Raw genomic sequence first — 20207 nt, forward strand, 5'->3', positions numbered from 1 at the left:
GACATTCAGCTGGGGTCGACATGACCGTCGCCCACAACCCCTACATACGCAGCAGCTAACAGAATATTATCGCCTGCGACCATCCCATGGTCCACGGGCTTTGGCTGTATGCATCCAAATTTTTACATTTCAAATTAAGTCGACAATCGGCGGTGAGGCAAATTCCCGCCAGTTTATAATTGGGTGGAAATGATGAACGATAAGCTTCCTAAAGTGCCGGAGTTTCCCGGAATCTCAACAGTTATTCATGGCAATGGTGCCATTGCTCAAGTGATGAGCCAGATCTGCGGCGGTGTTATCGGCTATCCGATCACGCCTTCAACTGAAATTGCCGAGCTTTACGAAGCCTTTCGCGCCAGTGGTGGCGAAAACATCTGGGGTAGACACCCCTTCTTCTTTGAACCCGAGGGGGAACATTCCGCACAATCCGGTGCGTTGGGTGCGGCACTGACCGGGGGACAGTATGTCTCTAACGCTTCATCCAGTCAGGGCATTCTATATGGTTTGGAATCCCACTATGTAACCGTTGGCAAGAAAGTTGGCGGTTTCGTCATGCAGATCGCGGCTAGGTCCGTGTCTCGACACTCCCTTAATGTTATGGCCGGGCATGACGATGTTTATGCTCTTCTGCCGTCCGGCTACACCATCTTGTTTGGCTCCAACCCACAAGAAGCCGCCGACCTTGCTGCGATCTCCTATCGCGTCAGTGCAATGTCGATGATACCTGTGGCCAACGCCATGGATGGGTTTGTCACCAGCCACATGATGAGCGAAGTCTTGATGCCCGAAGACGACCTGCTGCGTCGTTTTATCGGCGATCCGAACGATCAAATCCAATGCCCAACCGTTGCACAAGAAATGCTATTTGGTGCAAAGGGGCGGGTCTTCCAGCTCAAACGCTACCTTGGCCGCCACAGCACGGATCTGGAACCAGAAAATTATGCCAAGCTGATTGCTTTCATTGACGCCAATGCAAATGCAATCGAAAAAGATGAAGAAGCCACTCTGGCAGCTGAGACTCTTTGCCTTCTCCCACAGGAACTGCATTCCCAGTGGCAGCGTCAGTGGCAGAACGCATATGAAAAAGGCACGCGCCAACGGGTCCCAGCTCAAGTGGACATCCACAATCCGGGCTTGACCGGCGGCGTTCAGAACCAACCAGATTTCCAAGCTGGCGCCGTTGACCACCGTACGCACTTTGTACGCGATGTTCCTCGCTTCGTCCGTGAAGCAATGGAAGAATATACCGCACTGACCGGTCGCTTTTATGCCCCAATCAAATGCTTTGAATGCGATGATGCAGAAAGCGTCGTGATCGGCCTTGGTTCGGTCACTGATGATGCTGAAGCGGTTGCCTCCTATCTTCGTCGTCAAGGCAAAAAAGTCGGCGTTATCTCGATAAAGATGCTTCAGCCATTCCCTGAAGCCGAGTTGGTGGCTGTCCTGAAAGGCAAAAAAGCAGTTACTGTGCTAGAACGTTCTGACGTCACAGCGCTAACAAGCTTTGTCAATCAAGCACTTGTCAAAGCGGTCGAGAACTCCACTCAAGACCGGCATCCCGGCATTCCGGCCATGACACAATTGCCAAAACTCACCACAGCTATCTTTGGTCTGGGGGCTCATGACTTGCAGCCACGCGATATGGTTGCCGCCTTTGAGAATATGGAAACAAGTGTTGCACCACTGGTTTATCTGGGCACGCAATTCTTTTCTAAAAATCCAAGCCCTCGCATTAGCGAGCTGCAAGAGAAAATGCGCATTGCCTATCCCGAAACGGAACTGATGGCTCTGCAAACCAAACCCAACCCACAATTGTTGCCCGAAGGCGCCCTACGCATCCGCTTCCACTCAGTTGGCGGCTATGGCACCATCGCCACAGGCAAGTTGCTCACCGACATTTTGGCCAACGCACTGCATTTACATTCCAAAGCTGCACCAAAATATGGCTCGGAAAAAAGCGGCGCACCAACCAACTATTACATCACTCTCAGCCCTGAACCGGTAAAAATCACCAACGCAGACCTTGAAGATGTCGAAGTGGTGGTCTCCCCTGACCACAAGGTGTTTGCCCATAGCAATCCCCTGCGCGGATTGGTCGAAGGCGGTACATTTATTCTTCAATCAGGTCTCTCGCCATTTGAAGTCTGGAAGGAACTGCCTGAATCGGCGCGCGCCACCATCGTTAGCAAGAACATCCGCTTCTTCGTGCTCGACGGGTTCGCGATTGCCAAAAAACATGCACCAACTCCAGAGTTGGAAACCCGCATGATGGGCATTGCCTTCATCGGCGCTGTTTGTGGCAACGTAGAACGTGTTGCAGACGGGGCCGACGAAGCTGCAGTGCTTGAAAAGGTACGCACACAAATTGCTAAAAAGTTTGGTGGCAAAGGTGCTGCGATTGTCGATGGCAACATGGCCGTGATCCGCGATGGTGCGGAAGCAACCGTCGCTGTTGACTATTCGGCCCCTGACTATGCAGCCGTCACAGCCTCTCCTGACGAAGAACCACTTTTGACCGCTGCCATTTCAGCCTCGATGTGCCGCATTTCGAACGACTCGTCACCGATCGGCATGTTCGATCATGATTATTATGAAGAAACCATGGCGGCCCCTTACCGGGCAGGCACCATTGGAGAAGCCCCTGTTCTGCCGGGCAGTGGCATGTATATGCCTTCCGGCACCGCTGCCGCTAAAGACAAAGGCATGTTCCGCCGCAATGTGCCGATCTTCAATCCAGATCTGTGCACCGGTTGTATGGAATGTACAATGGTTTGCCCAGATGCCGCCATTCCTGCGACGGTTCACGATATCGACGATCTGTTGATGACGGCTCTCAAAGAAGTCGAGATGCCAGCCGCCCAGCGTGAAGTGGTGCGCGAATATGTACGCACAATAGGCAGCACAGTACGCAGCAAGCTTACAGCAAGCACGGACGCTCCTGTCTTTGCGGCTCTGGTGTCAGACGCTGTTGAAAACCTGTATGTCGAAAATGCTGTCGTCAAAGGAAAACTGATCCAGATGGCGCAAGCTGTCGCCGTCCTTCCCGTTGCCAAAACGCGACCTTTCTTTACCTCTATGGAGAATGCGCAAGCGGGAACCGGCGGGCTGTTCTCAGCCGTGGTCGATCCTTGGAAATGCTCAGGTTGTCTGGAGTGTATCGATGTTTGCGGCCCCGGCGCTTTGGCAGCCGTCGAACAAGACGCTCCGGTTCTTGAAAAACTACAGCAGGAATTCAACTTCCTGTCCAAGACCTCAAACACACCGGCTCGCTATGTCGACCCAGCGTTTGAACCCGGTGGCGACATCAAACAGATGATGCTGGATCGGGCCACTTATTATGCAACAACCGGTGGCCATGGTGCTTGCCGTGGCTGTGGTGAAGTTACCGCAATCCGGCAAGTTGTTTCAGCCAGCCATGCAATCCATGACCGACGCCTGAAGGGGCATATTCAGGAACTGGAAAGCCTGACCAAGGATCTAAAAGCCAAACTGATCCAGGTGTCTGGCGATACAGATCGCGCAGCACGCATCGCAAACACACTCAAAGTGCTGGAAAAACGCCTCTTTCTGATGGAAGGTGGGCCAACAGGTAACGGACCAGCTCCAATGGTGGTTGCCAACGCGACAGGTTGCAGCAGTGTTTATGCATCAACCTTCCCTTACAACCCTTACAATGACCCCTGGGTCAACAGCCTGTTCCAAGACGGGCCGGCTTTGACAAAAGGTATTTTTGAAGGATTGACCGCCCCAGCTGCTGTCGACTTTAAAGCCATGCGGGTTGCAAAACTCGAATTGGCGGATGCATACGATGCGGCGCATGATGATGCCCTGTTCAAAAACTTTGAATGGCTGCAATTCTCCACCGCAGAACGCTCATTGTTGCCAACAGTGATCAACATCAGCGGTGACGGTGCGGCTTATGACATCGGCTTCGGGGCTCTGTCTCGCCTCTTGGCCAGCAACACACCGGTAAAAGTGATGGTGCTGAACAGTGGTGTCTATTCCAACACCGGTGGCCAGACTTCAACCGCCAGCCTTTCCGGACAGGACAGTGACTTGTCCCGCTTTGGACCGGCCTTGTCGGGCAAACAGGAAGATCGTAAGGAACTCGGCCTAATCGCTGCTTTCCATCCCAATGTTTTGGTGGTGCAGAGCGCAACGTCAATGCCAAACCACTTCCTCAAAAACCTGATGATTTATCTGGAGCATAGTTCATCTCCTGCGTTGCTCGACGTTTACACCCCTTGCCAAGGGGAGCAGGGCATCGCCGATGATTTGGCGCATCGTCGCAGCAAACTGGCTGTTGAAGCGCGCATCAGTCCGGTCTTCGTGCATAATCCAAATGCTGGTGAGACGCTTGAAGAACGCTTCTCGCTTGAGGGCAACCCTGCTGTCGATCAAGATTGGGCAACAAGAACACTCGAGTATGTTGAAGACGGCGCACTCAAGTTGATGGATGTGCCTTTGACACCGGCGGACTTTGCCTTTGAAGAAACCCGCTTCAAAAAACAGTTCCGTGTGTTGAAAGATACGACCAATGCGATCCCGGTTCATGAGTTCGTCAATCTGTCTCTCGAAGAACGCAAAGGCAAATCGCCCTATGTTCTAACCACGAACAAAGAGCGCGCCCTTGTCATGCTCGAAGTGGGAACCACAGTGGTTCATCTGGTGGAAGAACGGCGTAAATATTGGCGCACGTTGCAACATCTTGCTGGGCAACATGTGGTGCAAATTGATGCATCCCATCATGCGGAAGTGGCTGCGTTGCAGCAAAGCTACAACGAAGCAATCAATGCACGCGAAAGCACGATGGACAGCATCGCAACCGGCATGAGTGAACTTGCTGCGGCGTCCGCTGCGCCTGCTGCGGTTGGTGCTTTGGGTGCTCTGGCTCCAATTTCCCCAGTTAGTAATGGAGCAAATGCTTCCAACGGTGCGGTGGCTTCTGCGCCACCGGCGAACGGCTCTTCCATCCCGCACATCCGCGAGGAGGACATGGCCCAGTGCACCGACTGCAAAACCTGTTATCAGGAAATCCCAGAGTTGTTCGAAGCAACCAAAATCATTGTCGATGGTAAAGCCAAAACCGTGGCCCACACCATTCCCGGTGCCTTGGAAACAGTTGAGATGACACCAGAACTCGCAGCCCGCCTTAAAAAGATTGTCGCCAATTGTGATGCGGAGATCCTGCGATGAGTATTGAAATAACTAAAGAACAGGACGAACTGTTCCATATGCAACTGGATGTCTTGAAAAAGCATCTGGCGGCTGATCCAAAGTCACTTAACAGTGTGTTTGTTGCCGATGGCACACAAGCAATGGCTTGGGAATTCCAGCAACCGGAAATCGGAGAACGCTTCATTAGCGTTCTCTGGAACCTGTTGCTGCGCGATGATGATATGAGCATCGTGTTGCAACGCTTCCTTTGGGATTTGCCTCTCAAGTTCAAACGCAAATTTATCAAAGCACTCGACACCCATTTGTCAGACCGCTACCCGATGTTCAAAGGCTTGTCTGTTGATTGGCCTGCAAACAACTACATCCCGCCCTATATCCGGCCGGCTGAAGATCGCAGCAAAGATTTCGAGTTGGTCAATCAGGGCTATCTTGGTTATCAATCGTTGGGGTATAGCCTGCGTGAAGTGGACATGTTCGTTTGGTTGGAAGTGTTGCGCGACAAGCAATGCGAAGACAAGCCTTGCGAACTGGGCGTATTGATGGAACGCCATAGGAAAATGGAAAAGGTCGGCGGCTGTCCTGTCAAAATCCATATTCCCGAAATGATCGACCTGATTGGCAAAGGCAAAATACGTCAAGCGCTGGAGCTCATCGAGTCTTGCAACCCCTTGCCGAATGTGACGGGACGCGTTTGCCCGCAAGAGCATCAGTGTCAGGGCGTGTGCAAACATACCAAACGGCCGATCGAAATCGGTCAAATCGAATGGTATTTGCCCGAGCATGAAAAACTCGCTGATCCAGATCGAATGGCAAAATATGCCGGCATTCCCAACCCTTGGGATCAGGCAGAGAAACCTCCCATTGCCGTGGTTGGGTCGGGCCCATCCGGCCTGATCAATGCCTATCTGTTGGCGGTTGAAGGCTTTCCTGTCACTGTGTTCGAGGCATTCCATGAATTGGGTGGCGTGTTGCGTTACGGCATCCCCGAATTCCGGTTACCCAACAGCCTGATTGATGATGTTGTAGCCAAAATCGATGCCCTTGGCGGCAGATTTGTCAAAAATTTTGTGGTCGGTAAAACAGCCACATTGGACGATCTGAAAGAAGCTGGTTTCTGGAAAATCTTTGTTGGCTCCGGTGCAGGTCTTCCCACTTTCATGAATGTACCGGGCGAGCATTTGCTCGGTGTGATGTCAGCCAATGAGTTCCTGACCCGCGTCAACCTGATGCGCGGTCTGGATGCATCCTATGAAACGCCACTGCCCGATGTAAAAGACAAAAACATCCTGATCATCGGTGGTGGCAACACCGCAATGGACGCCGCCCGCACAGCCAAACGTCTTGGCGGTAATGTCACCATCGTCTATCGCCGGACTCAATCGGAAATGCCCGCCCGCGTGGAAGAATTGCATCACGCGTTGGAAGAAGGCATTGGACTGGCCGAGCTGCGTGGCCCTCGTGAATTTATCGGGGATTCTCATACGCACTTTGTCACGCACGCACTTGTCGATGTAAATGAGTTGGGTGAAGCCGATGCCTCTGGTCGTCGTCGTCCGGTAGCAACAGGCGAGACCATTCGTATGCCTGCCGATCTGGTGATCATGGCGCTTGGCAACAAGTCCAATCCGATTATTCCAGCCTCGGAGCCAGGTCTCAAACTCAGCAAATGGGGAACGATCGAAGTCGAAGAGGGCAGCCAAGAAACCTCCATTGCCGATGTTTATACCGGTGGCGATGCCGCTCGCGGCGGCTCAACTGCTATTATGGCTGCAGGCGATGGTCAAGCCGCTGCGCGTGAGATTGTCGGTGACATCACGTTCGATGCGGAAACCATTCGCAACATGGTCCAGAAAGCTGACTATTACACTGGTCTGGGTCAGGAAGATCAGGCCATCCTCAAACACTCAAGCCTTGCCTCTGGCATTGTCGAAATGACGGTCCGAGCACCGGTTGTGGCACGGTCGGCCAAAGCTGGGCAATTTGTGCGGGTTTTGGCAACTGACGATGGCGAACTGATCCCTCTGACATTGGCTGATTGGAACGAAGAAGCCGGTACCATTGATCTGGTTATTCAGGGAATGGGAACCTCGACAAAATTGATGAACCAAATGGCTGTTGGCGACGCTTTTGCTGGTATCGCCGGCCCACTTGGATCTCCAAGCCATGTGCAATCATTTGCGGAAGATGAAACCGCTGTGTTTGCCGCCGGCGGTGTTGGGTTGCCTGCCATCTACCCCATTGCCAAAGCCCATCTGGAAATCGGCAATCATGTGACCATGATCATCGGCTTCCGCTCAGCGGATCACCTTTTCTGGACAGGAGACGACGAGCGCATGGGCCTGTTAAAAGCCCAATATGGCGACAAACTTGATGTGATCTATTGCTCCAATGATGGCACCTTTGGCATCAAAGGCTTTGTCACCACGCCGCTGGAAGAAATGCTTAAAGCAGGCAACATTTCCAATGGTCGCAAAATTGCCGAAGTCATCTCGGTTGGACCGCCAATGATGATGCGCGCAGTCAGCGATATGACCAAACCATATGGCGTTCCAACGGTTGTCAGCCTCAATTCCATTATGGTGGATGCCACCGGCATGTGCGGGGCCTGTATGGTGCCTGTACTGGAAGATGGCAAATCTCTCCGCCTGCACGCATGTATTGACGGACCAGAGTTCAACGCCCACAGCGTAGAATGGGACAAGTTTATGCCGCGTTTCAACCAGTTCAAAACGCAGGAAGTGCGCAGTATGGAGCTTCACGGTCTCAACTGATCTTTTTGGACATCACCAAGCTCAACCGCCGGATAGTTGCACTTCAGTGCGATTGTCCGGCGTTTTTGTTGCATATCTGACGCGCACGCAAATATGAGTCATTTTTTTATCGATTTGAGTCGTAATTCTATTTAGGAATTCGATATAATATGCTTGATGTCTGGTTGGGTGCACTATGCGAGACGATGAGTAGGAGAGTTTTGAGTATGCCGTTTGGCTCGGATACCACAGTGGAGCGAAAACCTTTTGCCTCCAGAGTTGACCTGTGTCCAACCGTTGCACGCATTTTGCTGGTCGCGGCAATGATGGTATGCGGTTTCTCCACTCCATCCACGGCGTTTGAATTGTTCGGCTACGAATTTGGTACCGATGGCATAAAAGCAGTGTCTGAGGACACACAAAGGGAAGATATCCCTGATCCAGTGCGCTATGATGTTACTCTTGTCAGCACAGATGAAGAAATGCTCCCCTCTTTGGAAGAGGCATCCCTGTTGGTCGGGCAACAAGACAAGCCGGCATCGGGTACAACGGGACTTTTGTTGCGTGTACGCAATGATCAGAAACGCCTGATATCAACACTCTACCGCTCTGGACGTTATGGGGGCACAGTTGATATTACTGTTGATGGTCGCACATATGACCAGATCCCACTTGATGAGAATTTGAATGCAAAAGGACCTGCAAGAGTTGAGATCAAAGTGATCCCCGGTGCGGTGTTTGCCTTTTCTAACCCCAAAGCACGAAGCAGCGATGGCAGTACCGTTTCGCTGGCAGATCTTGGCATTATTGAAGGTCAAGCCGCGCGATCCGAACTGGTTCTGGACGCAGAAAATGCATTGGTGGATCGGTATCGCAAACAAGGCTATCCCTTTGCGCGTATCACAGACCGCTCCCTTGAAGCGGACCATGACACCCGTACGCTTGAAGTCTCCCTCGAAGTTGATCCGGGCAGGCAGGCCAGACTAGGGCGCGCTCAGGTTTCCGGAGCAACAAGCGTCGATGCGGATTTTATTGTTGACCATGCGGATATGACGGAAGGCGCACTTTATAGCCCTCAAGAATTGCAAGCTGCCACAAAACGTTTGCGTTCGCTTGGGGTGTTTGAAAGTGTCGTTGTTAAAACAGCCGAGACTGTGGATGCAGATGGCACTGTGCCCGTTATCATTGACGTCAAAGAACGCAAGCACCGCACCCTCGGAGCTGGTGTTACAATGGGCAATCTGGACGGGATAGGGCTTGAGGCCTTTTGGACACATCGCAACCTTTTTGGTCGGGCCGAAAGCCTGCGCGTGGAGGCCTCGGTTTCCCGTATTGGCCAAGATCCGTTCTCGGACCTTGACTATCATGGTGCTGTGCTCTTTTCGAAACCCGGTATTTTTGGGCCAGCGGGTACGTTTGAAGCTGAGTTGGCCGCAGACTTCACCAATCCGGACGCCTATCAGAAAAGGGCGATCAGCGGTGAGATTGGCGTGCGCTACGACTTTTCTGACCAAGTATCAGGCCGCGTTGGTTTGAAGACAGAGTTTGCGCGCATTACAGACAGTACTGGAACAGAGCATAGTCTGCTCACCTCTATTCCGCTCGAGCTGAGCTATGACACGCGCGATAACAAACTGGACCCAAGCAAAGGTTTCCAGATTTTACTCGAAGCCGAACCAACCATAAGCAACAGAGACAATGTGCGCTTTTTCAAAGCCAGCGCAACCGCGACCGCTTATCAAGCTCTGGACAAAGCCAAACGGTTTGTGATTGCCGGCAAGCTGTCTGCAGGAAGCATTGTTGGTGCATCCAAATCCAATATTCCTGCGGATCGCCGCTACTTCACAGGCGGCGGCGGCTCCATTCGCGGATATGCTTATCAAGCGGCAGGTCCACGCGATACAAGCAACGACCCTGAAGGCGGGCGCTCCTTTGCACTTGCTTCGCTGGAAGCCCGGGTGCGGGTAACCGACAGCATTGGTCTGGCCGCCTTTGTCGATACCGGTGGGGCTTTTGATTCCACTCTTCCGGGAACTGATGGCGATTGGTACACAGGTGTTGGTGCTGGCGTGCGATATTTGACCCCGATTGGCCCGTTGCGCCTTGATGTGGCTATACCGCTCAAAAAAATTGAAGGCGAGCCACAATATGGTGTTTATTTGGGGTTAGGTCAGGCATTCTGACCCGGCGCATTTTGATTTGCGTGACCATATCTTCAATCCCTGCCTGAGGCCTTAATGATTCCGCTTCGAAAATGGCTGCTGCGTGGCCTCTATACTGTTGTTGTCCTGCTGTTGCTGGTTGTTGTGGCAGTCCTGTTTCTGTTGGCAACGTCTCCCGGACGCTCCCTGACCGTGGGGCTGGTAAATAATCTTGCCAGCTCGGACGATCAAAAAGTCGAATTGGTAGGCCTTGAAAGCGTAATGGGTGCGCTACAGCTGTCTGCTGTGCGCCTGTCGGATAAACAAGGGGTATGGCTAGAAGCCAAAGGCTTGTCAGCGGATTATTCACTCTCCGATCTTTTGATGCTGCGTTTTTCGGCCAATCATATCACACTTGAACAATTGGCTATCAAGCGCGCCCCCCAAGCCACGGATGCACCCGCCCCTACCGAAAGCGGACCACTCCTTCCTGACATCCCTGCGATAAGAGCACAAATCGACGACATTGCGATTAAAAGCATCCAGATCGACGAAACCCTGCTCGGCATACCTGCTTCTCTGAGCCTATCGGGCAAACTTACGCTGGAAGACCAACCTTTGCGCCTTTCCGGTGCTTTGGATATCCTGCACACAGATGGCGGCAACGGCTATGTCAAAGCGTCATGGGATTTCATACCAGTTCAGAATCGTCGCAAGATCAATATTTCATTGTTTGGACCAAGAGGAGGGCTTGCCGCACGACTGATGGCAATGAAAGATCTGCCAGCCATTCAAGTGACGCTGGTTGGCGATGGGTCTGCAGACGATTGGCAATCTCAACTATCAGTGTCCTTGGATGAAAAACCAATGATTGGCGGGCAGTTGACGGCTCGGCTTGCGAATGGAACACGCAGGATAGAAGCCCAATTGGACGGCACTTTGGCGCCTTTTGTGCCACAGAGTTTGCTGCCTCTTGTTGCGGGCAAAAGCCAATTGACTTTATCCGCAGAGCAAATAGGCGACACAAAACTCACCTTGCCCCAGTTTTCATTTACGTCGGAACTGGCAAGTTTAAAAGCCGTGGGTACGGTTGATCTGACAGAAAACACATTGGATGTTTCAACACGGTTCCAGCTTGGACAAGAGGGAACCCATATTGCCCTCGAACAACCTCAGGGAGCCCCCCTCTATCTTGGTTTGGTTGATCTGGCAGCTCGCATTCATGGTCCTATGTCTCAAGCGGCATTGCAACTTCAGGGCTCTGTTGCGCATATTGGTAGTGGTCAAACGCTGATTGAAAAAACCACCGTCAGTGCGACCTCCAACACTTTTGATGTTGGTAACGGAACTGGCCCGATCAAAGCTCTTTTCGCGATTGAACAAGTGGCTACAGGGTCCGACCCTCTGGATCGCATGGTGCGGGGTCCCATTACGCTTAGTATTGACAGCACACTCGGCGGTAGCAGTGTTGATCTGACCAAGGCAAAATTGGATGCGGGGCTGCTTTCTGCCGTGTTTCAGGGCGTTCTATCCGCAAAGGAGCTTGCTCTGGATGGCACCTTCACATTGCGCGATCTTGACGTGATTGAACCAGACCTTGCAGGAGCGCTATCTGGAGAACTGGCCATCAAAGGCACCGCACAAGCGCCAGCGCTCACTCTTTCTGTCGAAGGCGACGCATTGTCGGTTGCCAATAAAGCCATTGAAGGTTTGCAGCTTAAGATTTCCGCTGACGCCACACCCAATGCCGCGCTTGCTCTCACAGCACGGTATGCAGGGGCACCTTTGGAAATCAAGGCTGATTTGACCTCTGATACAGACGGCAACAAACAGATCGAAAATATTGTGATCAATGCGCCGGATACACAGGTCAAGGGTGCCATTTCCCTGTCGCCAACAGGTTTGGTGAGCGGTGTATTGGACGCTGAAATTTCTGATTTTAAACAGTTGGGTGCATTGCTGCTGCAACCTGATCTTGAAGGTGCGCTCAAGGCCAAAATTACGCTTTCTGACGAGAATGACCGTCAAATGATCGCCCTTGAAGCCGTTGCGCCGCAGATCATAACCAAGGATCTATCGCTTGCAGGTCTCGCGCTTAATGCCCGCATAGTTGATCCTTCCAAATCCATGGCCGTGGACGCAAAACTGGATATGGGCGACTTGCGCGCAGGTGGCGAACAACTGCGCCAATTCTCGGCCCGCATGGTTGGGCAGGATGGCTCATTGCCCTTTTCCGTCACAGCACTATTTTCCAATTCGCCCTTGCAGATACAAGGGACCCTGACCCAACTGGCCAATCAGACTTCGCTCACGCTAAACCAGTTTGATGCCAGCTGGAAAGGCGTGGCTCTTGCCTTGGTTGGTCCCTCTGAGATTGATCTCAATGATGGAGTTGCTCTTGCCAAGCCCTTGGCCTTGTCAATCGATGGCGGCAGTGTGCAAGTTTCAGGGAAAGCGGGGGACACACTGGATCTGTCCGTAGCTCTTCGCGGCCTTCCCTTGGCCATTGCCAATAAAGTTGCAGCAACGGGGGAAGATATCTCCGGTCAGCTGACCCTAGACGCCCGCATCACAGGGCAGGCAGACAACCCAAGCGTAGACTGGACAGGCACTGTGTCCAGGTTGTCGGCCAAGTCCATGCGTCAAGCTGGTGTGCCTGCCATGGGCATTGCCACAAAGGGGCTGTTGCAAAACAACATTATCAATGTGCAAACAGCCATTACGGGTGGGGGGACAAAACTTGATGTGAATGGAGCTGTTTCCCTTAATAACCAGACCCTTGATTTGGCGGCAGATGGCACTCTGCCCTTCTCACTGATAGCGCGAACCTTGGCTGATGCAGGCTTGCGGCTGGATGGCAACGCCAGCCTGTCTGCCAAAATATCCGGCCCACTGTCAAAGCCGGATATCACAGGTTCTTTAGCCACAAAAGGCACGCGTTTCATAGAGCTGTCGTCCGGTCTGGTGTTGCGTGATTTGTCCGGCACTGTACGGCTGGCCGGCCAAACAGCACAGTTGGACAATTTCCAGGGGCGGATCGGCACAGACGGCACGCTGTCGATGAACGGCACGGTGGGCATTGATCCTGCCGAGCAAATTCCCGCAGACATCAAGCTCTCCATCAGTAAAGGCACCTTCAAACATGAAGATATCTTGAGCACCCTTTTTGATGCCAATTTGACTCTTGAAGGCAAACTCGCAGGCCAATCAACGATTTCGGGCCAAATCAATCTGACCACCACTGAGATATCCATTCCGGAAACCCTGCCGGGCAGCGTGTCTTCTGTCGATGTTCAGCATGTAAATGCCCAAGGTAAAGTGGCCGAGCAGATCAAAAGCCTTGCTCCCAAACAATCTTCCCAGCAAGCCAAATCATCCGATGGTTCGGCAATTGCTTTGAATATGTCGATTTCATCGCCGCGTCGCATCTACCTACGAGGGAGGGGTATTGACGCCGAATTGGGTGGAACCATCCGCATTTTGGGCACTACAGATTCACCAAATCCAGTAGGGAGCATGTCCTTGACGCGCGGTCGTATGGACCTTTTGACAAAGCGCCTCGAATTTGACAGCGGCAGCGTCAATTTTGCTGGATCGCTGGATCCAAGTCTCGATTTTAGCGCCAGTTCAACCAGCAGCGGAACAACCTACACACTCGCTTTGGGTGGTTATGCTTCTGCACCAGAGATCAACCTGTCGTCGTCGCCGGAAATGCCGGAAGATGAAATCCTTGCCAACTTGTTCTTTGATCGCGATCTGGCAGATCTGTCGCCATTGCAACTGGTGCAATTGGCCAATGCCATTGCAACAATCAGCGGGGTGAATTCCGGCCCCGGCGTGCTGGATCGTTTGCGCAATCTGGCGGGAATCGACAATGTTGATGTCAAATCAGATGAAGAAACAGGAGAGACCACGGTTGGTGTCGGTCGATATCTCAACGACAAGACCTATCTCAACGTTGAAAAAGGCACTGCCAGCGATTCTGGCAAGGTAACAATTGATCTCGAAATCTCAAAAAGCTTCAAGGCCCGCGGTGAGGCCGACACCAGTGGCAATTCAAAAGCCGGTATCTTTTTCGAAAAAGACTATTAGAACGCAGACGGTGCCAGCTACGCGACAAGCCCGTCACGCAGGTGTGGCTGATAACATGGTTTCAATCTCGGCCAACGTTCTGACGATGTGAGACGCCCCACTTTTGGTCAATTTAGCAGCGTGACTGTCTTCGCATCCGAGTAGGTGACTGCCCCCAACAAAGCCAATGATGTGATCAATTTCGGCCGCCTTGGCACCCACCGTGCCCGCGATACCATCTTCGATCACCAGACAATTACGAGGGGATACCCCCAGTTTGTCTGCTGCATAGAAGAAAATATCCGGAGCTGGTTTGCCTTTTGCGACCAGATCGCAGCTATAGGCTTTGTCCCTGAAGCATCCATCCAGACCGACAAGCTCCAGCGAATATTGCAACCGATCCGGGCTACTGCCGGACGCAATGCAATAGGGAATGGCCTCTGCATCAAGCGTGCCCAGAAGATCCATCGTGCCGGGGATCAAGGTGAGGTCCGTAGCAAAGCGTTCAAATATGCGTTTGGCCCAGCGCTCAGGGAATTCGATCCCTGGGTTTTGGCCACTGTGTTGCTCGATATACTCGGCGATGGCGCTGTTGGAGTGCCCAAGAAAGCCATCGACCAATGCTTCCCATGATTTGCCAATACCAAAAGCCTCAAGAGAGCGGTTTAATTCAGACAGAGAGATCAGTTCGCTATCTACCAATACCCCGTCAAAGTCAAAAATGACCGCATCAAACCGTCTCATGCCTAAGTCCTTTGTATAATACTTAAAAGTCGCGCAAACCTTTCACTTTCGCGCGCCAGCATCAACCAAAAACAAACATGCCGGCCTTTTAATCCTACGTTTGCTTCAAATATGCGTTCAGAGCTGCGTAGATTCCCTCGTCACCGATCATCAATAACCAGCGTTCGAAGGCATTCGCAAAAATAGCGTTGTCCGCGAGGTCCCCATAAATGTGCCGCATCTCCAACCAGATATGTGGGATTTTGCGTGCCTGATGGGATATTTTGTTCAGATCCGCCCAGAGCGGATCATTGGGCTCGATGGCACTGCCATCGTTGCGCGTACCTTGACAATAACGTGCCCAAAAAGCACTGGCCAAAGCCAACCCTTCGATTGAGCCCCCCTTGGCAAGAGCATCGCGAATGGAGGGCGCCAAAAAGCCGGAATGACGGCTTGATCCGTCAAAAGCAACACGGCGGGTGGTGTCAACAATGTCTGGATTAGAAAAGCGCCGGTCAATCAGATCCAGATAGTCAATAGCCTCGAATTCGGGAACCGGCTGCACATAGGGTACAATCTCTTCCTTCTGTACTTTTTGGAAGAATGCATGGACCTTTGGATCAGTCATACATCCTGAAATGGTTTCTAAACTCAGCAGCTCCCCGAGATCAGAAATCAATTGATGACCACCATTGAGAATGCGGATCTTCATGGTTTCATAATCATGCACACGGTCGGAGATGGTGGCTCCGGCTTTGTCCCAATCTGGGCGTCCGGCACAGAATTTGTCCTCAATTACCCACTGCCGAAATTGCTCATGGGTGACAGGAACACTGTCAGTAATGCCGAACTCCTCAGCAAGGGCCAGCTCTTTGGGGCCGGTGGCAGGAACGATGCAATCAACCATGGAGTTGGGGAAAGTACAATTGGCGTCAATCCAATCAGCCAGCTCCGGATCAGACAGACGCGCCAGGGATGTCAGCGTCTGGTGAAGGATGGTGCCGTTGCCTTGCAGATTGTCACATGATTGGCCTGTGAAAGGACCAACGCCTTGGTCTCTACGCATTTTCAGTGCGGCAATCATCGCACCAAATGCCGTACGTGGTTTGTCTGGATTGGCGGCATCATACTGCATATCAGGGTGGGCGGCATCAAACCCCTTGGTTGCCAGATCGATATAGTAGCCGCTTTCGGTGACTGTCAGTGCCACGATACGAATGGCGGGGTCGGCCATTTGTTTGATCAAGGGGGCATTTCCCTCTTGCACAGGCACATAGTCAATCATAGAGCCGACGACTTCGGCCGTTTTGCCTGATGGATCAAGTTCGATCAATGTGGTGAGATAGTCCTGCGCTTTCATCTTCTGGCGCATTTGCTCATCATACGGGCGCACCCCAGCGCCGATGATGGCCCAATCCTTATTAAGGCCTTTTTCAAAGAGACGATGCAAATACCAAGATTGGTGAGCTCGGTGAAAATTGCCCAACCCGATATGGACGATTCCCGGGGTCAACATGGTGCGATCATAGGTAGGCTTGATGATTGATTCTGGCAAATCACCCAATGTTGCATCAGACAGCCGAATTCCCATAACTAACCTCTTTATAGTGTTGTCTCATCCATTTTTGATTGAAACAAATGGATGCCGCATCTCGTTCTGCGGGGGTATACGCACAAGCCTTTCCCGTTTCGGCAACCGGTATTGCTCCGGGCCAATCAAAAACTGCAGCCGTATAGTTTGTTGTTAAGCACCACGGCTTGTAATCCCATCGGGAACACAGGTCGCAGCAGGTTTTACGAGCAAATCAATCTAATCTGCCAGTCGTCAACTCATCCATTGTCCGCCATCGACATTGTAGGTCTGGGCGATGATATAGTCGGCCTCTTGAGAAGCCAGAAACACAGCCATTCCGGTCAGATCTTCTGCCGTACCCATACGCCCGTAAGGCACACTTTTTCCGACCTCTATTTTCTTTTGGCCAAGCGGCTTGTTCTCGAGTCTGGCAAATTGTGCGTCGACACCGTCCCAATGTTCACCATCCACCACACCGGGTGAAATAGCGTTGACATTGATGCCATATTGAATGAGATCAAGCCCCGCTGATTGGGTCAGACTAATGATGGCGGCCTTGGTTGCGCAATAAACGGCCACGACCGCTTCACCGCGACGGCCTGCCTGAGACGCCATATTGATAATCTTGCCACCACCGCCACGGGCGATCATATGCTTGGCAACGGCCTGCATGGTAAATAGAACGCCAGACACATTGATATCGAACAATTGATGGAAGTCTTGCCGTTTGATCTCAATAATCGGGTCAGCCTTAAACACCGCAGCATTGTTAATGAGAATATCAATGCGGCCCATTTTTTCGACTGCTTCAGCAACCGCAGCATCAATGCTGTTTTGGCTGGTGACATCCATTTTTATGGCAACGGCCGCGTCACCTATCTCTACAGCTGCGTTGTGTGCCCGCTCAATGTCGATATCGGCAATAGCGACCTGAGCGCCCTCGCTGGCATATTTCTTGGCAAACGCAAAACCTATGCCTCGGGCGGCTCCGGTGATGAGCGCAGTTTTTCCTTCAAGCCGTTTCATTCTATTCTCAGCCCTTGTTCATCAAACTTGTGCAACTGATCCATCTGTGGTGTCAGAAATATTGTGTCGCCATGTTTGACCGAAATATCGCCGCTGATGCGGACGGTGATCATATCCCCCAGTCCCGTATCGTGAACGTGGATGAATGTGTCTGAACCGAGGTGTTCGGCAACGCCGACACGACCACTCCACATGCCTTCTTTGGTGCTGACATCAATATGTTCAGGGCGAATGCCTATAGCTTGCACCCCATGCTTTTGCGCTTCATCGCCTTTGATGATGTTCATCTTTGGCGAGCCAATAAAGCCAGCGACAAATTCATTGCGTGGTTTGTGATACAATTCTAACGGACTACCGACTTGCTCGATGAAGCCTGCACGCAAAACCACGATTTTGTCCGCCATGGTCATCGCTTCCACTTGATCGTGGGTCACATAGACCATCGTCGTTTTCAGGCGCTCATGCAGTTCACTGATTTCCAAGCGCATCCCAACCCGCAAGGCCGCATCCAGATTTGACAATGGTTCATCAAACAGGAAAGCCGAAGGTTCCCGGACAATCGAACGACCGATGGCGACACGCTGACGCTGACCGCCAGACAGCTGGCCTGGCTTACGGTCCAGATAATCCGTCAGATTGAGCGCGGCGGCGGCGGCGTCAATCCGCCGAACCTGCTCGTCCTCGGGCACTTTCGCCATCTTCATCGGAAAGGCGATATTCTTGCGTACCGACATATGCGGATAGAGAGCATAGGATTGGAACACCATGGCCAGACCACGTTTGGCGGGTGGTACGTGTGTTGCGTCGGCATCGTCGATTTTAATAATGCCATCAGTGGTGTCTTCGAGCCCAGCAATCAGGCGCAAAAGTGTTGATTTACCACAACCAGAAGGGCCAACAAAAACCGTAAATTCTCCGTCTTCGATTGTCAGGTCCAAAGGCGGGATGACTTCGACATCACCGAACTTCTTCTGAACTTTCTCAAGTACAATACGTCCCATAAGTCTATTCCTTATTTCACCGCGCCGAAGGTCAGGCCGCTGACAAGCTGTTTCTGGCTGAACCAGCCAAGGATGAGGATAGGTGCAATTGCCATGGTCGAGGCCGCACTAAGCTTTGCATAAAACAAGCCTTCCGGGCTGGAATAGCTGGCAATGAAAGCGGTCAGTGGCGCCGCTTTGGCAGCGGTCAGATTCAGAGTCCAAAAGGCTTCGTTCCAGGCAAGAATGACGTTCAGCAGAAGAGTAGACGCAATCCCGGGGATCGCCATAGGCGTCAGGATATAGATGACTTCTTCTTTCAAACCGGCACCATCCATACGCGCCGCTTCAAGGATTTCGCCGGGGATTTCTTTGAAGTAAGTAAAGAGCATCCAAACAATGATCGGCAGGTTGATCAACATCAAGACAATCATCAGGCCGATCTTTGTATCCAACAAGCCCATTTTGATAAAAATCAGATAGATCGGATACAAAACACCCACAGCAGGTAGCATTTTTGTGCTCAGCATCCAAAGCAAGATATCTTTGGTCCATTTACTAGGAACAAAGGCCATCGACCATGCTGCAGGGATGGCAATGATGATACCCAGCACGGTGGAACCGCCCGCGATGATCACCGAATTCCACAAAAAGCGCATATAATTGGAGCGTTCCATAACTGCGCTGTAATTTTCCAAGGTCCAGTCAAACGCCAGAAACACTGGCGGGTCTGCAATGGCTGTGGCTTCGGTTTTAAAGCTGGTCAAAATGGTCCAAAGGATCGGAAAGAAGATCAGCAACCCAATTGCCCAAGCGGCGGCGGTGTTGATGATTTTGCGTTGATTTGTAACGGCACGTGCCATGGTGTGTTTCTCCTCACGCGTCCAGGTTTTTGCCGACGATGCGCATCAAGAAGATCGCAACGATATTGGCAAGAATGATTGCATAGACACCGCCAGCAGAGCCCAGTCCGACATTCTGGCTTTCAAGCACACGCTGGAAAATCAGATAGGTCAGTGTTTTGGTCCCAAAGGCCCCTTGCGTCGTCACGTAAATTTCAGCAAAAATCGACAGCAAGAAAATCGTCTGGATCAGCAGCACAATCGTGATAGCGCGGCCCAGATGAGGCAAGATGATATAGCCAAAGCGGGCCAGCGGCGACGCGCCGTCCATTTCGGACGCTTCGAGTTGCTCACTATCCAGCGATTGAATGGCGGTCAGCAAAATTAATGTCGCAAAGGGTAACCATTGCCAGCTGACAATCAAAATGATCGATTGCAGCGAGGCCTCGGTCAACCAGACCATAGGCTCGGCACCAAAGAATTTCCAAATATGCGCCAACAACCCGTTTACTGGGTCCATAAACATATTTTTCCAGACAAGAGCCGTGACTGTTGGCATAACGAAAAATGGCGCGATGACGAGGATGCGGACAATGCCCTGCCCCCACATTGGCTGGTTCAACAAAACCGCCAACAGAACACCGAGCACAATGGTGATAATCAAAACACCACCGACAATGATCAAAGTCGTAAGGACGGACGGCCAGAAGGCACTGGAAGTGACAAACCGCACATAGTTGTCAAACCCAACCCACCCAAGGTCTCCCCCCCGCAGTGGCAGATATTTCTTAAAAGAAAAGGTCAGCGTCATAATCAGCGGCACCAACATCCAGCCCAAAAGCAAGATAACCGCAGGTGCCATCATGATGCGCGCAGCTGAACGCGATTGCTGGGTCGCCATGTCACGCCTCCATCATGGACGG

At 52.0% G+C, this 20207-nt stretch carries 10 protein-coding genes; 4 read left to right on the top strand and 6 right to left on the bottom strand.

Annotation, left to right across the window (positions count from 1 at the left end; all coding sequences use genetic code 11):
* Window positions 1–192 precede the first annotated feature (192 nt).
* The 4 genes from C0081_RS17695 to C0081_RS17710 all read left to right on the top strand — a co-directional run bounded on the left by C0081_RS17695 (window position 193) and on the right by C0081_RS17710 (window position 14161).
* Entirely contained in the window at window positions 193–5196 is a 5004-nt protein-coding gene (locus tag C0081_RS17695) for a 2-oxoacid:acceptor oxidoreductase family protein (protein ID WP_101535177.1), read from the top strand.
* The gene (locus C0081_RS17700) at window positions 5193–7949 is read left to right on the top strand and encodes a sulfide/dihydroorotate dehydrogenase-like FAD/NAD-binding protein (RefSeq protein ID WP_101535178.1); all 2757 of its coding nucleotides are present in this window, start codon (window positions 5193–5195) and stop codon (window positions 7947–7949) included. Before C0081_RS17695 ends, C0081_RS17700 begins: the two co-directional genes overlap by 4 nt.
* Before the next feature lie 206 nt (window positions 7950–8155).
* The gene (locus C0081_RS17705; protein WP_180966951.1) at window positions 8156–10111 is read left to right on the top strand and encodes an autotransporter assembly complex protein TamA; all 1956 of its coding nucleotides are present in this window, start codon (window positions 8156–8158) and stop codon (window positions 10109–10111) included.
* A gap of 54 nt (window positions 10112–10165) precedes the next feature.
* Window positions 10166–14161 carry a translocation/assembly module TamB domain-containing protein gene (locus C0081_RS17710; RefSeq protein WP_101535180.1) on the top strand — a complete coding sequence of 1332 codons (3996 nt, stop codon included), beginning with the start codon at window positions 10166–10168 and terminating at the stop codon, window positions 14159–14161.
* 33 nt (window positions 14162–14194) lie between these two features.
* Here C0081_RS17710 and C0081_RS17715 read toward each other — a convergent pair whose 3' ends face one another.
* The 6 genes from C0081_RS17715 to C0081_RS17740 all read right to left on the bottom strand — a co-directional run bounded on the left by C0081_RS17715 (window position 14195) and on the right by C0081_RS17740 (window position 20185).
* Entirely contained in the window at window positions 14195–14884 is a 690-nt protein-coding gene (locus tag C0081_RS17715; RefSeq protein ID WP_101535181.1) for an HAD family hydrolase, read from the bottom strand.
* Window positions 14885–14978: 94 nt separating this feature from the next.
* Entirely contained in the window at window positions 14979–16454 is a 1476-nt protein-coding gene (locus C0081_RS17720) for a mannitol dehydrogenase family protein (protein WP_101535182.1), read from the bottom strand.
* Window positions 16455–16688: 234 nt separating this feature from the next.
* Window positions 16689–17462 carry an L-iditol 2-dehydrogenase gene (locus C0081_RS17725; protein WP_101535183.1) on the bottom strand — a complete coding sequence of 258 codons (774 nt, stop codon included), beginning with the start codon at window positions 17460–17462 and terminating at the stop codon, window positions 16689–16691.
* Window positions 17459–18463, bottom strand: coding sequence for an ABC transporter ATP-binding protein (locus tag C0081_RS17730; protein ID WP_101535184.1), 1005 nt, complete (start codon window positions 18461–18463; stop codon window positions 17459–17461). The genes C0081_RS17725 and C0081_RS17730 overlap by 4 nt, the downstream gene beginning before the upstream one ends.
* 11 nt (window positions 18464–18474) lie before the next feature.
* Entirely contained in the window at window positions 18475–19305 is an 831-nt protein-coding gene (locus C0081_RS17735; RefSeq protein ID WP_101535185.1) for a carbohydrate ABC transporter permease, read from the bottom strand.
* 13 nt (window positions 19306–19318) lie between these two features.
* Window positions 19319–20185: a carbohydrate ABC transporter permease gene (locus tag C0081_RS17740; RefSeq protein ID WP_101535186.1), complete on the bottom strand. Its 867-nt coding sequence runs from the start codon at window positions 20183–20185 to the stop codon at window positions 19319–19321.
* Window positions 20186–20207: the final 22 nt, after the last annotated feature.

It is taken from the genome of Cohaesibacter celericrescens (assembly GCF_002866925.1).
Taxonomy (GTDB): domain Bacteria; phylum Pseudomonadota; class Alphaproteobacteria; order Rhizobiales; family Cohaesibacteraceae; genus Cohaesibacter; species Cohaesibacter celericrescens.

Coding starts and splice junctions, on each gene's coding strand:
- C0081_RS17695 (WP_101535177.1), top strand. CDS start 193: ATGAACGATAAGCTTCCTAAAGTGCCGGAGTTTCCCGGAATCTCAACA.
- C0081_RS17700 (WP_101535178.1), top strand. CDS start 5,193: ATGAGTATTGAAATAACTAAAGAACAGGACGAACTGTTCCATATGCAA.
- C0081_RS17705 (WP_180966951.1), top strand. CDS start 8,156: ATGCCGTTTGGCTCGGATACCACAGTGGAGCGAAAACCTTTTGCCTCC.
- C0081_RS17710 (WP_101535180.1), top strand. CDS start 10,166: ATGATTCCGCTTCGAAAATGGCTGCTGCGTGGCCTCTATACTGTTGTT.
- C0081_RS17715 (WP_101535181.1), bottom strand. CDS start 14,884: ATGAGACGGTTTGATGCGGTCATTTTTGACTTTGACGGGGTATTGGTA.
- C0081_RS17720 (WP_101535182.1), bottom strand. CDS start 16,454: ATGGGAATTCGGCTGTCTGATGCAACATTGGGTGATTTGCCAGAATCA.
- C0081_RS17725 (WP_101535183.1), bottom strand. CDS start 17,462: ATGAAACGGCTTGAAGGAAAAACTGCGCTCATCACCGGAGCCGCCCGA.
- C0081_RS17730 (WP_101535184.1), bottom strand. CDS start 18,463: ATGGGACGTATTGTACTTGAGAAAGTTCAGAAGAAGTTCGGTGATGTC.
- C0081_RS17735 (WP_101535185.1), bottom strand. CDS start 19,305: ATGGCACGTGCCGTTACAAATCAACGCAAAATCATCAACACCGCCGCC.
- C0081_RS17740 (WP_101535186.1), bottom strand. CDS start 20,185: ATGGCGACCCAGCAATCGCGTTCAGCTGCGCGCATCATGATGGCACCT.